Source organism: Nocardioides plantarum (genome assembly GCF_006346395.1).
In the GTDB taxonomy this organism is placed as follows: Bacteria; Actinomycetota; Actinomycetes; order Propionibacteriales; family Nocardioidaceae; genus Nocardioides; species Nocardioides plantarum.
The window spans coordinates 1,691,808-1,705,949 of record NZ_VDMS01000001.1; the positions used below are offsets into that span (position 1 = coordinate 1,691,808).

The 14,142-nt window shown below is 71.9% G+C and carries 15 protein-coding genes; 10 read left to right on the forward strand and 5 right to left on the reverse strand.

Features of this window, described 5'->3' with window-relative positions; translation table 11 throughout:
- The first annotated feature begins 136 nt into the window (after positions 1 to 136).
- Entirely contained in the window at positions 137 to 2,011 is a 1,875-nt protein-coding gene (locus FJQ56_RS07945; protein ID WP_140008711.1) for an acyl-CoA dehydrogenase, read from the forward strand.
- Between the two features lie 47 nt (positions 2,012 to 2,058).
- Here FJQ56_RS07945 and FJQ56_RS07950 read toward each other — a convergent pair whose 3' ends face one another.
- Positions 2,059 to 2,979: a LysR family transcriptional regulator ArgP gene (locus FJQ56_RS07950; protein WP_140008713.1), complete on the reverse strand. Its 921-nt coding sequence runs from the start codon at positions 2,977 to 2,979 to the stop codon at positions 2,059 to 2,061.
- A gap of 69 nt (positions 2,980 to 3,048) precedes the next feature.
- Here FJQ56_RS07950 and FJQ56_RS07955 point away from each other — a divergent pair, with 69 nt between their 5' ends.
- Genes FJQ56_RS07955 through FJQ56_RS07980 form a run of 6 tightly spaced genes read left to right on the forward strand, consistent with a single transcriptional unit; the run spans position 3,049 to position 7,784 of the window.
- Entirely contained in the window at positions 3,049 to 3,654 is a 606-nt protein-coding gene (locus tag FJQ56_RS07955; RefSeq protein WP_140008715.1) for a LysE/ArgO family amino acid transporter, read from the forward strand.
- A 47-nt stretch (positions 3,655 to 3,701) separates the two neighbouring features.
- The gene (locus tag FJQ56_RS07960) at positions 3,702 to 4,304 is read left to right on the forward strand and encodes a hypothetical protein (protein ID WP_140008717.1); all 603 of its coding nucleotides are present in this window, start codon (positions 3,702 to 3,704) and stop codon (positions 4,302 to 4,304) included.
- 22 nt (positions 4,305 to 4,326) lie between these two features.
- Positions 4,327 to 5,151: a maleylpyruvate isomerase family mycothiol-dependent enzyme gene (locus tag FJQ56_RS07965; protein WP_140008719.1), complete on the forward strand. Its 825-nt coding sequence runs from the start codon at positions 4,327 to 4,329 to the stop codon at positions 5,149 to 5,151.
- On the forward strand, positions 5,148 to 6,083 hold the full coding sequence (locus tag FJQ56_RS07970; RefSeq protein WP_140008721.1) for an oxidoreductase: 936 nt from the start codon (positions 5,148 to 5,150) through the stop codon (positions 6,081 to 6,083). Before FJQ56_RS07965 ends, FJQ56_RS07970 begins: the two co-directional genes overlap by 4 nt.
- Positions 6,080 to 6,703, forward strand: a complete 624-nt coding sequence (locus tag FJQ56_RS07975; RefSeq protein WP_140008723.1) for a hypothetical protein — start codon at positions 6,080 to 6,082, stop codon at positions 6,701 to 6,703. Before FJQ56_RS07970 ends, FJQ56_RS07975 begins: the two co-directional genes overlap by 4 nt.
- Before the next feature lie 58 nt (positions 6,704 to 6,761).
- Positions 6,762 to 7,784, forward strand: a complete 1,023-nt coding sequence (locus FJQ56_RS07980; RefSeq protein WP_140008725.1) for an LLM class flavin-dependent oxidoreductase — start codon at positions 6,762 to 6,764, stop codon at positions 7,782 to 7,784.
- Between the two features lie 62 nt (positions 7,785 to 7,846).
- Here the strand turns inward: FJQ56_RS07980 and FJQ56_RS07985 are convergent, their stop codons facing one another.
- From FJQ56_RS07985 to FJQ56_RS22890, 4 genes are read right to left on the reverse strand one after another with little or no spacing between them, the layout of a single operon-like run.
- On the reverse strand, positions 7,847 to 8,740 hold the full coding sequence (locus tag FJQ56_RS07985; protein WP_140008727.1) for a hypothetical protein: 894 nt from the start codon (positions 8,738 to 8,740) through the stop codon (positions 7,847 to 7,849).
- A gap of 4 nt (positions 8,741 to 8,744) precedes the next feature.
- Positions 8,745 to 9,662 (reverse strand): HEAT repeat domain-containing protein, encoded by a 918-nt coding sequence (locus FJQ56_RS07990; protein WP_140008729.1) that lies wholly within the window; start codon positions 9,660 to 9,662, stop codon positions 8,745 to 8,747.
- On the reverse strand, positions 9,659 to 9,964 hold the full coding sequence (locus FJQ56_RS07995; protein WP_140008731.1) for a hypothetical protein: 306 nt from the start codon (positions 9,962 to 9,964) through the stop codon (positions 9,659 to 9,661). The genes FJQ56_RS07990 and FJQ56_RS07995 overlap by 4 nt, the downstream gene beginning before the upstream one ends.
- Positions 9,961 to 10,089, reverse strand: a complete 129-nt coding sequence (locus FJQ56_RS22890) for a hypothetical protein (RefSeq protein WP_281284663.1) — start codon at positions 10,087 to 10,089, stop codon at positions 9,961 to 9,963. Before FJQ56_RS22890 ends, FJQ56_RS07995 begins: the two co-directional genes overlap by 4 nt.
- A 157-nt stretch (positions 10,090 to 10,246) precedes the next feature.
- Here FJQ56_RS22890 and FJQ56_RS08000 point away from each other — a divergent pair, with 157 nt between their 5' ends.
- From FJQ56_RS08000 to FJQ56_RS08010, 3 genes are all read left to right on the forward strand, one after another.
- Positions 10,247 to 11,149 carry a GNAT family N-acetyltransferase gene (locus FJQ56_RS08000; protein WP_140008733.1) on the forward strand — a complete coding sequence of 301 codons (903 nt, stop codon included), beginning with the start codon at positions 10,247 to 10,249 and terminating at the stop codon, positions 11,147 to 11,149.
- Positions 11,150 to 11,178: 29 nt separating this feature from the next.
- Positions 11,179 to 12,816: a phosphoglucomutase (alpha-D-glucose-1,6-bisphosphate-dependent) gene (gene pgm / locus FJQ56_RS08005; RefSeq protein ID WP_140008735.1), complete on the forward strand. Its 1,638-nt coding sequence runs from the start codon at positions 11,179 to 11,181 to the stop codon at positions 12,814 to 12,816.
- An 84-nt stretch (positions 12,817 to 12,900) separates the two neighbouring features.
- On the forward strand, positions 12,901 to 14,142 hold the full coding sequence (locus tag FJQ56_RS08010; RefSeq protein ID WP_140008737.1) for an MFS transporter: 1,242 nt from the start codon (positions 12,901 to 12,903) through the stop codon (positions 14,140 to 14,142).

A 14,142-nucleotide genomic window follows, 5' to 3' on the forward strand; every position in this document is an offset into this window, starting at 1 on the left:
GCCGATCTACCGCTCTGACCTGGGGAGACTCCGGTCACGAACGGCGGCGGGTTCTTGCGCGCCTGAGTCGGCGTACCTATCATTAAGTTACCGGCCGGTAGCAATGCCGGACCCCACGACCAGATGAAGGACCGCCGTGAGTCACTACAAGAGCAACCTGCGCGACATCGAGTTCAACCTCTTCGAGGTGCTCGGGCGCGACGAGATCCTCGGGACCGGCCCGTTCACCGACATCGACGCCGACTCGGCGCGCAGCATCCTGGCCGAGGTCGAGCGGCTGTCCCGCGAGGACCTCGCGGCGTCCTACGAGGACAGCGACCGCAACCCCCCGGTCTTCGACCCGGCCACCCACACCGCGCCGCTGCCCGAGTCGTTCAAGAAGAGCTACCAGGCCTGGATGGACGCCGAGTTCTGGCGCCTGCAGATCAACGAGGACCTGGGCGGCACCCCCGCCCCCTCGTCGCTGATCTGGGCGACCGCCGAGATGGTGCTGGGCGCCAACGCCCCCATCTGGATGTACGCCGCGGGCCCGGCCTTCGCCCAGGTCGTGCACCGCAACGGCAACGACCGCGACAAGCGCATCGCCCAGCTGATGGTCGAGCGCCAGTGGGGCTGCACGATGGTCCTGACCGAGCCCGACGCCGGCTCCGACGTCGGCGCCGGTCGCGCCAAGGCCACCGCCAACGACGACGGCTCGTGGAACATCGAGGGCGTCAAGCGCTTCATCACCTCGGCCGAGCACGACATGAGCGAGAACATCATGCACCTCGTGCTCGCCCGCCCCGTGGGCGTCGAGGGCGTCGGCGGGCCCGGCACCAAGGGCCTCTCGCTCTTCCTGGTGCCCCACCACCACTTCGACCACGAGACCGGCGAGCTGACCGGCGAGCGCAACGGCGTCTACGTCACCAACGTCGAGCACAAGATGGGCATCAAGGTCTCCAACACCTGCGAGGTCACCTTCGGCGACCCGTCGGTCGGCGACGGCGCACCGGCTCGGGGCTGGCTGCTCGGCGAGGTGCACAACGGCATCGCCCAGATGTTCCAGGTCATCGAGAACGCCCGGATGATGGTCGGCACCAAGGCCATCGCGACCCTGTCGACCGGCTACCTCAACGCCCTCGACTACGCCAAGGAGCGGGTGCAGGGTGCCGACCTGACGCAGTCCGGCGACAAGACCGCGCCGCGCGTCACGATCACCCACCACCCCGACGTACGCCGCTCGCTGATGGTCCAGAAGTCCTTCGCCGAGGCGATGCGCTCGCTGGTGCTCTACACCGCGTCGTGGCAGGACAAGATCCAGCTCGCCGAGCACGCCGGCGAGGGCCAGTCCGACGACGCCACGCTCTTCAACGCCGTCAACGACCTGCTGCTCCCGATCGTCAAGGGCTACGGCTCGGAGCGCTCGTGGGTGCTGCTCGGCACCGAGTCGCTGCAGACCTACGGCGGCTCCGGCTTCCTGCAGGAGTACCCCGTCGAGCAGTACGTCCGCGACGCCAAGATCGACACCCTCTACGAGGGCACCACGGCGATCCAGGGCCAGGACTTCTTCTTCCGCAAGATCGTCAAGGACCAGGGCAAGGCGCTCGGCACCATCGCGGCCGAGATCCAGTCGTTCCTCGACGCCGAGGGCGGCAACGGCCGCCTCAAGAACGAGCGTGCTCTGCTCGCCACGGCCCTTGACGACGCCAACGCCATCGTCGGCCACATGATCAACGAGCTGATGTCGGCCCAGGACGAGATCCGCAACATCTACAAGGTCGGCCTCAACACCACCCGCCTGCTGATGGTCCTCGGCGACGTCGTCTGCGCGTGGCTGCTGCTGCGCGGCGCCGACGTGGCACTGGGCAAGCTCGGTGGCGAGGTCTCGGCCAAGGACAAGGCGTTCTACGAGGGCAAGGTCGCTGCCGCGCAGTTCTTCGCCCAGTACAACCTGCCCAAGATCAGCGCCGAGCGCGCGATCGCCGAGGCCGTCGACAACTCCCTCATGGACCTCGACGAGGCCGCGTTCTGACCCGTTCAGCCTGACACCACGCTGACCCGTCGCCCATGGGCGACGGGTCAGCGTGTTTTTCGTGGTGACCCGTCGCCCATGGGCGACGGGTCGGCCTGGCGCCGATGTGGCCGACCATCGAACGCGTCTCGCACCACGTCGCTCAACCGGGTCAATGACTCCGACTCGAGCCGCCACCGCTGCCAGAAGAGCGGTACGTCGACGTGGTCGCGCGCGGACAGGGCGACCAGCGCGCCCGAGGCGAGGTCGGGGTCGAGCTGGGCGGCGGGGAGCAGGCCCCAGCCGAGCCCGTGGCGCACGGCCTCGTGGAAGTCGTGGGAGGTCGGCACCCGGTGCACCACGGGCGGCGGGCCGAGGCCGCGGGCGGTGAGGAGGTCGTGCTGGAGGGCGTCCTTCTCGTTGAAGACCACCAGCGGCATCCGTGCCCAGTCGTAGCCTCGCCCGGCCCGCCACCGCTCGGCGAAGGCCGGCGTCGCCGCAGGCCGGTAGCGCATCGAGCCGAGCGGCTCGACCGTGCAGCCCTGCACGGCGGTCGGGTCCGAGGTCACCGCGGCCAGCACCTCGCCGCGGCGCAGCAGGTCGGCCGACCAGCCCTGGTCCTCCACGTGCAGCCGCAGCCGCACGCCCTCCCACGAGGCCACCTCGCCCACCACCCCGCGGAACCAGGTGGCCAGCGAGTCGGCGTTGACCGCGACCGGCAGGTCGACGACGACCGGCCCCGCGTCGGCCACGGAGCGGGCCTCGTCGAGGAGCAGCGCCCACTGCCGCGCCATCCGCACCAGGGCCTCGCCCGCCGGCGTGACGGTGCAGGGCGTCGTACGACGCACGAGGACCTGGCCGGCGGACGCCTCGAGAGCGCGGATGCGCTGGCTCACCGCGCTCGTCGTGACGTGCAGGCTGCGGGCGGCGGCCTCGAAGGTGCCGTGCTCGACGATGGCCGCCAGGGCGGCGAGCTGGTCCGGCTGCATGTAGCGATGCTAAAGGCTGTGCAGATTGTTTCGCTGGCCTTCACCATGGCGCAGACCTAGCGTGAGCACGTGCTCACCTCCACCGTCGCCGGCCTCCTGACCGGTCTCACCCTGATCATCGCGATCGGCGCGCAGAACGCCTTCGTGCTGCGCCAGGGGCTGGCCCGGCGCCACGTCGGCCCGGTCGTCGCGGTGTGCGCGGTCAGCGACCTGGTGCTGATCGTCGCCGGGGTGGCGGGCATCGGCACGGTCATCGAGCAGGCCGGCTGGGTGATCGACGTCGTGCGCTGGGCCGGCGTCGCCTTCCTCACGTGGTACGGCGTCAGCTCGCTGCTCCGGGCCCGCCGGGGCGGCTCGCTGCAGGCCGCGACCGGCGACGACGCGACCCTCGGGCGCGCCGTACGCACCGCCGTCGCGCTCACCTGGCTCAACCCCCACGTCTACCTCGACACCGTCCTGCTGCTGGGCTCGGTCGCCAACACTCACGGCGACGGCGACCGCTGGTGGTTCGCGGCCGGCGCGGGCGCGGCCAGCGTGCTCTGGTTCACCGGTCTCGGGTACGGCGCCCGGCTGGCCCACCGGGCCCTGTCGACCCAGCGCGCCTGGCAGGTCCTCGACGTGCTGATCGGCCTGACGATGCTGGCCATCGCCGTGGGGCTGGCCCTCGGCGGTTGAACCGGGCGAGGTGGTTGGACACGCCGCTCGTGGGACAGGATGCGGCCATGTCGCAGCAGCCGCCGTACGGCCCCCCTGACCCCCAGCAGCCCGGCAAGCCCTGGCAGCCCCCCGGCCAGCAGCCCTACACGCCGTACTCGCAGGGCGCCTATCCCAACCCCTACGCGCAGTTCCCGCCGCCGCCCAAGAACAACACCACCCGCAACGTGCTGCTGATCGTGGGCGCGGTCGTGCTGCTGTTCTGCGGCGGCATCGTCGCGTTCCTCGCCTGGGCGATCAGCAACGCCGAGGACGCGTTCGACGACGACTACCGGGGCTCGGAGGACGACCCGATCACGGTGACCGAGGGCGAGGCGTTCTCGATCCGCGGCTTCGACTACGAGAAGGGCTGGAGCGTCAGCACCGACGAGAGCGGGTCGATCGAGATCGAGGGGCTGCGCGTCACCAACGACCGCGACGACGAGGACGCCGAGTCGCTCTTCATCCACATCGACTTCTACCAGGACGACGCCCGGCTCACCTCGGTCAGCTGCTCCGGCGGGGGCAGCATCGCCTACGGGCGCACCGCGGTCCTCGACTGCACCGGCTTCAGCGACAAGCTCACCGACTACGACGAGATCCAGGTCTACGACACCTCGCTCTACGAGTAGCGCTCGCCCTACAGTCACCGCCATGAGCGATCCCGAGGACGCCCCCCGCCTGGCCGGCTACGTCGAGACCTGGTGGCAGGCCGTCCAGGACCTCGCCGCACTCCTCGACCAGGTGCCCGACGAGCAGTGGTCGACCCCGACCGACCTCGCCGGCTGGGACGTGCGCGCCTGCGCAGCCCACACCGCCCACCTCGAGAGCGTGCTGGCGGGCCACCCCGAGGAGACCGCGGAGATCGGCGAGCCGGCGCACGTCACCGGCCTCATGGGCCTCTACACCGAGATCGGGGTCGTCAACCGGCGCGACCGCTCCCCCGCCGAGATCGTCGCCGAGATCCGCGAGGTCACCGGGCGCCGCCACCAGCAGCTCCTCGCCGACCCGCCCACCGACGCGTCCGCCCAGCCCCCGGTGATCTTCGGCGGCGTGCCGTGGACCTGGGAGGTGCTGCTGCGCAACCGCCCGCTCGACGTGTGGATGCACGAGCAGGACGTACGCCGCGCCGTCGGCCTCCCCGGCGGCCTCGACACCCGCGCGGCCCAGCACACCGCCGACTACCTCACCGAGTCGTTCGGGTTCGTCGTGGCCAAGAAGGCCGGCGCGGAGCCGGGGACCACGGCCGTGCTCGACGTCGTCGGCAGCCCCACGGTCGCCTACGCCGTCACCGACGCCCGCCGGGGCGAGCGGCTGCCGGTGGTGCCGGGCGACCCCACGGTCACCCTGCGCACCGACCGCGAGACGTTCGTCCTGCTGGCGGGCGGTCGCCGCGCGGCGGCTGCCGACGCCGTCACGATCGAGGGCGACCACGAGCTCGGCGCCCGTATCGTCGCGACGATGGCGACGACGCCGTGAGCGCCGCCGTCGACGCCTGGACCCTCGCCGACATCCCCGACCAGACCGGCCGCACGGTCGTCGTGACCGGGCCGTCGGTCGGCGGGCTCGGGCACCACACCGCCCTCGAGCTTGCCCGGCGCGGCGCCCGGGTCGTGCTCGCCGGTCGCACCCCGGCCAGGCTCGACGAGACGGCGGCGGCGATCACCGCCGAGGTGCCGGACGCGGCCTTGGAGCGGCTCGTCGTCGACCTGTCCGACCTCACCTCGGTGCGATCCGCCGGCGCCGCGGCCGCGCGGCTCGGGCCGATCGACGTCCTCGTCAACAACGCGGGGGTGATGGGCACCAAGCGGCGCCGTACGGCGGACGACCTCGACCTCCAGCTCGCCACCAACCACCTCGGCCCCTTCCTGCTGACCGGCCTGCTGCTGCCGCAGCTCGTCGCGAGCGAGGCGGCCACGGTGGTCACCGTGTCGTCGATCTTCCACCGGATGGCCGGCGCGGTCGGCGACCCGAGCCGACGGACACGTGGGATCTACCGGAAGTGGCACGTCTACGGGCAGTCCAAGCTCGCCAACCTGCTGTTCACCGCCGAGCTCGACCGTCGCTGCCGCGAGGGCGGTGTCCCGGTCCGGGCGCTCGCCGCACACCCCGGCTTCGCCGGCACCCACCTCGCCGCCAACGGGCAGTACGGCCGCTCCTCCGGTGGCATCGCCTCGGTCCTCGACGCCGCCATCCGCGCCGTCTCGCAGCCCGCCGCCGCCGGGGCCTGGCCGAGCCTGATGGCCGCCACTGCCGACCTCCCGGGCTCGTCGTACGTCGGCCCGAGCGGCCCGGGCGAGTTCGGCGGCACGCCCCGGGTCACCACCGGCAGTCGGGCCTCGCGTGACCGGGCAGCCGCCGAGAGGCTCTGGGTGCGCAGCGAGCAGATCGCGGGGATCGTCTACCCGTGACCACTCCTGGACCGCCGCCACCCGCGCCCCTGGAGGTCTTCGAGGAGGCCCTGGGCAAGCCCACGTCCCACCCCGCCGTCGCGGCCGTGATGAAGGCGCTCGGCGGTGTCTACGAGGTCGGCGACTACCTCAGCCGGACCCGCCACGACTACGACCCCGACATCGCCCGGTCGGTGCGGTGGGAGTTCACCCGCGTCCCGGCGGCCAACTACTACCCCACCCACCTGCGGGTGCTCGACGGGGTCGTGGTCTCGATGAGCCTGCACGGGGGCCTGGTCGCCGGCAGCCACCCGAAGGCCGTCACCCTCGTCCTGCCGGTGGAGGAGGAGCTGGTCTGGCTCGGCCACGAGGTCACCGACGGTAGCTGGCCCCCCAGGGTGGTCCGCCGTGGACAGCAGCACCTGCTCGACCTGACCGTCCCGCAGGGCCACTGGGACGCCCGCTACCGGTTCCCCCTGACCCCGACCCAGGTCGAGGCGCTCAGGGCGAGCCGCGAGACGTGGCAGTGGCTCTGGGACGCCCTGATCAGGATCTGCCAGTCGCGTCGCTTCCTCGACGACCCGGCCACGCTGCCCGGCGACGCGCAGCGGACCATCGACCGCTTCTGCGGGGAGGCCTGATCCTGTCCCACCCGCGGGACCTGGGAAGATTGACGCTTCAACTAGTGTTGGACCCATCATGAAGAAGAACATCGGGTTCCTGAACTTCGGCCACTGGACGCCCTCGCCCCAGTCGCAGGTGCGCAGCGCGTCCGACGCACTGCTGCAGTCGATCGACCTGGCCGTCGCGGCCGAGGAGCTCGGCGTCGACGGCGCCTACTACCGCGTGCACCACTTCGCGCGGCAGCTCGCGTCGCCGTTCCCGCTGCTGTCGGCGATCGCGGCGCGCACCAGCCGGATCGAGATCGGCACCGGCGTGATCGACATGCGCTACGAGAACCCGCTCTACATGGCCGAGACGGCCGGCGCGGCCGACCTGATCTCGGCCGGCCGACTGCAGCTCGGCATCAGCCGCGGGTCACCGGAGCAGGTCATCGACGGCTACCGGTACTTCGGCTACGAGCCCGCCGAGGGGGAGGACCACGCCGACCTGGCGCGGCGTCATACGGCCGACTTCCTCGAGGCGCTGAAGGGCGACGGCTTCGCCGAGCCCAACCCGCGCCCGATGTTCCCCAACCCGCCGGGACTGCTGCGTCTCGAGCCCCACGCCCCCGGACTGCGCGAGCGCATCTGGTGGGGCGCCGGCACCCGGGCCACCGCCGAGTGGACCGCCGCCCAGGGCATGAACCTGATGAGCTCGACGCTGCTGAGCGAGGACACCGGCGTCCCGTTCCACCAGCTCCAGGCCGAGCAGATCGAGCGCTTCCGCAGCGCCTGGGCGGCCGCGGGCCACGCCTGGGAGCCGCGGGTCTCGGTGAGCCGCAGCATCTTCCCGATCGTCTCCGACCTCGACCGCGCCTACTTCGGTGGCGAGTCGCGGGGCCAGGACCAGGTCGGCATGATCGACGGCGGCATCGCCCGCTTCGGCAAGACCTACGCCGGCGAGCCGGACCGGCTGGCCAAGGCCCTCGCCGAGGACGAGGCCATCGCCGCGGCCGACACGGTGCTGCTGACGGTCCCCAACCAGCTGGGCGTCGACTACAACGCCCACCTGCTGGAGTCGCTCCTCGAGCACGTCGCGCCCGAGCTGGGTTGGCGATGACACGCTCACCGGCGCTCTGACGGTCGCCGGCGGAGGCTCCGGTGTCGAAGGAGCGCGGTGTCTCAGGTCGGCCCGTCCGACGGCGTCCCGTTCGCGAAGTCCTGCACCAGGGGGCTGGGGTCGTCGGCCGCACGCCGCACGAGCGTCTCCCGCTCTCCTGGTTGCATGGCAGCGAGTGAGTCGAGCGCAGCGAGCCGAACCCGGGGGTTGATCGCCCGCTCGGTGAGGTGGTCGAGGGTGTCCATGGTCGAGTCCGAGGCGAACCAGCGTGCCAGGTGGCACATGAGCATCTGGCTGGCCGCCGGGGTCTGGACGTGGCCGGTGACCTTCTGGGACTCCAGGTCGAACCAGTACTGATCTCGCGATCCGAAGTCAGCGGACACGATCATCAGGTTGATCGACATGGAGAAGGCCGGCGGCGGCGCCTGGACGTGGATGTCGCGCGACGCGCGGTAGAACATCACCTTGCCGGCGGGAAGTGACGTGTCCTCCAGGAACTCCAGGTCGACGGTCTCGCCTGCGGTGCCGACCACCGCGCGCGGGTCGTACTCGTAGATCGAGGTCTCGTAGCCCGGGCCGAAGTAGCCGACGGTCATGAACGAGAAGTTGTGGTCGTGAGGCCGCGAGTAGGCGTAGAGGTGCGACTCCCAGTCCCAGATGTCGCGGTCGGCGCCCGTGGGCACCCACATGTTCGCCCGCACCGCGAACTTCTCGCCCTGCCCGAGCATCAGCGTCTGCGACGAGTATCCGTTGCCGGTCTGGAACTCGCTCCAGGCCAGCAGCTCGTCGTTGAACCTCGTGGCGATGAACTCGGAGTTGTTGCTCAACGCCTTCAACATGCTGGCCGACTCGAGGATGCTGTCCTCGTCGTTGAGGTCGACGGTCCGTGTCACGAAGTCGATGTACTCGTCGATGTCGATGCTGCCACTGACGTCAGCATCCAGGGTGTAGGCCACGGGATCAGCTCCTCGCTTGGACGGACAGCTCGTCGAGGTAGGCCTCGACCACCGGCAGTGCCCTGACTGCCGCATCTCGGACGTGGGGGTGCGGATCGGCAGTGGCGCGTTCGACGAAGGAGCGACCGTAGACAGCGTCCAACCGGACCATGGCGCGGATGGCGGACCATCGCACGAAGTGGTCCGAGTGCGAGGTGAGGACGGCCAGGCTCTCGGCGCTCTGGTCGTTGCCGATCTCCGACAGCATCCGTGCGGTGAACTCGAGGCGGGACGACTCCACCGAGGCAGCGATCGCCCGGCTGGGGCGTAGCGTCTCGGGGTCGTACTCGATCCTCAGCGAGCTGACGTTCTTCGTGCCGAGCGAGATCAGGAGGACCGGTGCGGAGACAGGCTGGATGGCGAACACGTCGTACCCGGCCCGCACCCTCATGACGTCGAGCGGCTGGATGACCCGAGTGCCTCGCGGTCGGAGCACCTTGTCGCGATCGACCTCGTCGTAGGGCTCGGGGTCGGGTTGCTCGAACAGGCTCACCGGGACGCCTGCCTCTGCTCCGGGCACCGCGATCACTCCCAGGAGTCCGTGCTGGGACGCGCTGTAGAGCTTGTCGGAGTAGTTCTGCTCCGGACGAAGCAGGCGCAGCGACAACACGAAGACCGGATCGACCACGAGGGCCAGGTCCGCCTCGGAACCGCCCCCGGCAGGGACGTGCGCAGCGTCGGCTGCGACCTTGCGCAGCTCGTCGGCGACCAGCTCCGTCACGAAGCCGGACGACAGCAGGCTGCGGAAGCCGGGTTCGAGCGCCCAGATGCCGTCGGGCCGCTCGGCCAGCGTCGCTGCGACCGTGCCGCAGAACTCGTTCAGCGCGGGGATGCCCTGAACTCGCTCGCGGTAGCTGTCGGCGTCGAGGGGACCTCGGTTCACGAAGGGGCGGCGAGCGTCGAGAGCTGGTGACCGCCGGACGTGAGGAACTCCCCGATGTGCTCCGACTCGAGCGCGACCCCCAGGTCGCCTGCCCGAGCGACCACCTCGTCGACGAGGCTGTTGCCGCCGTCGGCGGTGGACTGGACCAGCTGGCCGCCGGCGCGGCTCGCGACCATCTCGATGAGCGACTCGCGCGCAGCGAGGAAGCTGTGGAAGGTCGCCAGTGCGGTCGGCTCCTCGGCGAGGATGCGCCGCAGCTCGGTCTGCGCCTCCTCGGTGAACAGGTCGTCGGTGGCGCTCACAGCGCGATCACCAGGACCACGGTGGCGATGACCAGGGTGATGTTGGGTTCGACCACGTCGACGTTGGCGGCAGGCGGTGTCACAGGCTCGGACAGATCGTCCAGCCGAAGTCCGGAGAAAGCCATGTCAAGTACTCCCTTGCCTAGATTGTCAGCAAATTAGCACCGCTCTTGCCTTTCGTGATAGAGGCGGACCCCATCATTTTCTTCGTCGCACCGGTCGTCGTCGGCTGGCGTCGAGGCCGCCGCCGGATCGACGTACGGCGTGGGCCAGACTCGGCGGGTGCGCATCGAGGAGATCGGACCGGGCGGCCACCCCGAGGTCATCGCAGCGTCGTTGCGGCGCAGCCCGCACCTGACGGCCGACGCCGCGTCGTGGACCTACGACCACCCGGAGGTCTTCTCGGACCTGGTGGCCCTGGTGGCCCGCGACGACGACGGCGCCCTGCTGGGCCACGGCCGGCTCTCGCGGGCCGCGCTCCTGCCCGACGGCACCCGGCTGGTGGCGGTCAGCGTGCTCACGGAGCACGAGGGGCAGGGGGTGGGCAGCGCCCTGCACGAGGCCCTGCTCGCCCGGGTCCCCGCCGACACGACCGAGCTGCGGTCCAGCGTCCACGACGACGAGCCCGGCTCGCTGGCCGTGGCCGAGCACTGGGGGTACGCCGTCCAGCGCACCTCGATCTGCTCGCAGAAGGTGCTCGCCGACCTGCCCACGCCGGCCCCGGGTGCGGGCGTGACGCTCGAGAGCGTGCCCGACCTGCGTTTCGCGGGTGACGACGCCGACGCCGTCGAGGCGATGCTCCTGGCCAGCCAGACCAACCCCGAGGCGGCCGCCGGACAGGTCGCCACCGTCGACTCGCTGCGTGCGCTGGCCCACACCGGCGACCCGGTCGCGGTGCTGGCCCGCGTCGACGGCTCCCCCGCGGCGATCACCGTCGGCGACGTCACCCCCGACGGCACCCTGTTCATCGCCTACACCGGCGTCGACCCGGCCCGGCGGGGCCACGGGCTCGCGCGGCTGGTCAAGGAGCAGGCCCACCTCGACGGCGCCCGCCTCGGTGGGCGCGTGTGCGTGACCGAGAACGAGGCCGGCAACGCCGGGATCCGGCGGATCAACGCCGAGCTGGGCTACGAGGTGCGGTTCGGGACGCACTACCTCGTCCGCCGGCCCGCGCCTCCTGCCTGATCCGGCGCCGAGAGGTGCAGGATGTCGCCATGGCCGACCCCCGCGCTGGACAGCTCGCCGCCCCCTCCGACCTCGTCGACGTCGCCCACCTCGTGACGGCCTACTACACCGGCGTGCCCGATCCCGAGGACGTCGACCAGCAGGTCGCGTTCGGGACCAGCGGGCACCGCGGGTCCTCGCTGAAGACGTCGTTCAACGAGACCCACATCCTGGCCACCACGCAGGCGATCTGCGACTACCGCCGTCAGCAGGGCTACGACGGCCCGCTGTTCATCGGCCGCGACACCCACGGCCTGTCCGAGCCGGCGTGGGCCACCGCGCTCGAGGTCCTCGCCGCCAACGACGTGACCGTGCTGGTCGACTCGCGCGACGCCTACACGCCGACGCCGGCGGTGTCCCACGCGATCCTGCGGGCCAACGCGGGCAGGACCTCGGGCCTGGCCGACGGCATCGTCGTGACGCCGTCGCACAACCCGCCGTACGACGGGGGCTTCAAGTACAACCCGCCCCACGGCGGGCCGGCCGACACCGACGCCACCGCGGTGATCGCCGACCGGGCCAACGAGCTGATCCGCGCCGGGCTCGACGGCGTCCGCCGGGTGCCCTTCGACCGGGCCCGCCGCGCCGCCGGGTCCTACGACTTCCTCGGCACGTACGTCGACGACCTCCCCTCGGTGGTCGACCTGGCGGCGGTCCGCGAGGCCGGCGTGCGGATCGGGGCGGACCCGCTGGGCGGGGCGTCCGTGCACTACTGGGGCGAGATCGCGGAGCGGCACGGCCTCGACCTGACCGTGGTCAACCCCCTCGTCGACGCGACGTGGCGCTTCATGACCCTCGACTGGGACGGCAAGATCCGGATGGACTGCTCGTCGCCGGACGCCATGGCCTCGCTGGTGGCGCGCAGCGGCGAGTTCGACGTCGCCACCGGCAACGACGCCGACGCCGACCGGCACGGCATCGTCACCCCCGACGCCGGGCTGATGAACCCCAACCACTTCCTGGCCGTGGCGATCGGCTACCTGTTCGGGGGCGCCCGTCCCGGCTGGCCCGCGGGGGCGCGGATCGGCAAGACCCTGGTGTCGTCGTCGATGATCGACCGGGTCGCCGCCGACCTCGGCAAGCCCCTGGTCGAGGTGCCGGTCGGGTTCAAGTGGTTCGTGCCGGGACTGGTCGACGGGTCGTTCGGCTTCGGTGGCGAGGAGTCCGCCGGGGCGTCGTTCCTGCGCCATGACGGGACGACCTGGACCACCGACAAGGACGGCCTGGTGCTCTGCCTGCTGGCCGCCGAGATCATCGCCACGACGGGCCGCAGCCCCAGCGAGCACTACGCCGACCTGGTCGCGCGCCACGGCGCCCCGGCGTACGCCCGGATCGACGCGCCCGCCAGCCGCGAGCAGAAGGCGGCCCTCGCCGCGCTCAGCCCCGACGCCGTCACCGCGACCACGCTGGCCGGTGAGGAGATCACGGCCAGGCTCACCGAGGCGCCGGGCAACGGCGCCCGGATCGGCGGCCTCAAGGTGACGACCGAGTCGGCGTGGTTCGCCGCGCGTCCCTCGGGCACCGAGGACGTCTACAAGATCTACGCCGAGTCGTTCCGCGGCCCTGACCACCTCGCCGAGGTGCAGGAGTCGGCACGCGACGTCGTTTCGGCGGCGCTCGGCAGCTGACGTATCGTCGGGGACGCAGAGGGTTTCACGCGTCTCGGAGGTGGGTTCGGCGCGTCGTCCCGACGCGCTCGAAAGGCACCACCCGTGACCCCGCTCGCCTCCTACCGCCGACTCCTCCACCTGGCCGGACCGGCCTACGTCGCCGTCGCCTTCCTCGGCCGGCTCCCCCTGGCCATGAGCCAGCTGGGGACCCTGCTGCTGGTCGCGACCACCACCGGCAGCTACGGCCTCGGCGGCCTGGCCGCCGGCGCCCTGGCCGTCGCCAACGCCGTCGGCGCCCCGGTCGCCGGCTCGCTGTCCGACCGGGTCGGCCAGCGTCCGGTCGTGCTCGTGCAGTCCCTGGCCGGCGCGACCGGCCTGAGCCTCCTGGTGGCCTGCGCACACGCTGGCCTCGCCGACGTCACCCTCGTCGTCGCCGCCGCGGTCACCGGACTGGTGCTCCCGCAGGTCGGCCCGCTCGCGCGGGTGCGCTGGCGCCCGATCACGTCAGGCCAGGGGCCCCACCAACGACGCCTGGTCGATGCCGCGTTCTCCTACGAGGGGGCGGCCGACGAGGCGTCGTTCGCCGTCGGGCCGGCCCTGGTCGGGCTCGTCGCCGTCGCGGTCTCGCCCGGCGGGGCGCTCGTCGTGGCCGCCGTCCTGCTCGCCGTGTTCGGTACGGCGTTCGCGCTCGACCCCTCGGCGCGCCTCGTGTCCGGAGCTCCCACGGCCGCGTCGGGCGGACGTCTGGTCACCGTCGCGTTCGGGGTGCTGGCCCTGGCCCAGCTGTCCATCGGCACGCTGTTCGGCGCCACCCAGACCGGTGCCACGGTGCTGGCGACGGAGTCCGGGACGCCCGGGCTGGCCGGGCTCGTGCACGCCACGCTCGGGGTCGGCAGCGCCGTCGCCGGGATCGCCACGGCGTACGTCCCCGAGCGGGTCGGCCACGAGCGTCGCTCGCTCGTGGCGGCCTGCGCCCTGCTCGTGCTGTCGCTCCCGCTGCTGGTGGTCGACTCGCTGCTCGGCGCGACCCTGTGCGTGCTGGTGCTCGGCTGCGCGGTCGCGCCGTTCATGATCGGCGTCTTCTCGCTCGGCGAGCGGGTGGTCCCGCCCGGCAGGGTCGGCACCGCGATGACCCTGCTCGCCAGCGCCACCGGGGTGGGCTACGCCCTGGGCGCCGGGCTGGCCGGTCGCCTCGCCGACGCGCACGGGTCGACGGCAGCCTTCGGCGTCACCGTGGGTGCCACCGTGCTCGCCGTCGTCGTGATGGCGAGCCAGCAGCGTCGGCTGCGCCGGGCCGTCGCAGTCGCGCGGGCAGAGGAGCCTGCTGTCCCCGCGCTGGTGTGA

What these genes read in the sequence shown, in the direction of transcription:
- FJQ56_RS07950 (WP_140008713.1), bottom strand. Translation starts at nt 2,979, where the DNA reads ATGCAGCCGGACCAGCTCGCCGCCCTGGCGGCCATCGTCGAGCACGGC.
- FJQ56_RS07960 (WP_140008717.1), top strand. Translation starts at nt 3,702, where the DNA reads ATGTCGCAGCAGCCGCCGTACGGCCCCCCTGACCCCCAGCAGCCCGGC.
- FJQ56_RS07965 (WP_140008719.1), top strand. Translation starts at nt 4,327, where the DNA reads ATGAGCGATCCCGAGGACGCCCCCCGCCTGGCCGGCTACGTCGAGACC.
- FJQ56_RS07980 (WP_140008725.1), top strand. Translation starts at nt 6,762, where the DNA reads ATGAAGAAGAACATCGGGTTCCTGAACTTCGGCCACTGGACGCCCTCG.
- FJQ56_RS22890 (WP_281284663.1), bottom strand. Translation starts at nt 10,089, where the DNA reads ATGGCTTTCTCCGGACTTCGGCTGGACGATCTGTCCGAGCCTGTGACA.
- pgm (WP_140008735.1), top strand. Translation starts at nt 11,179, where the DNA reads ATGGCCGACCCCCGCGCTGGACAGCTCGCCGCCCCCTCCGACCTCGTC.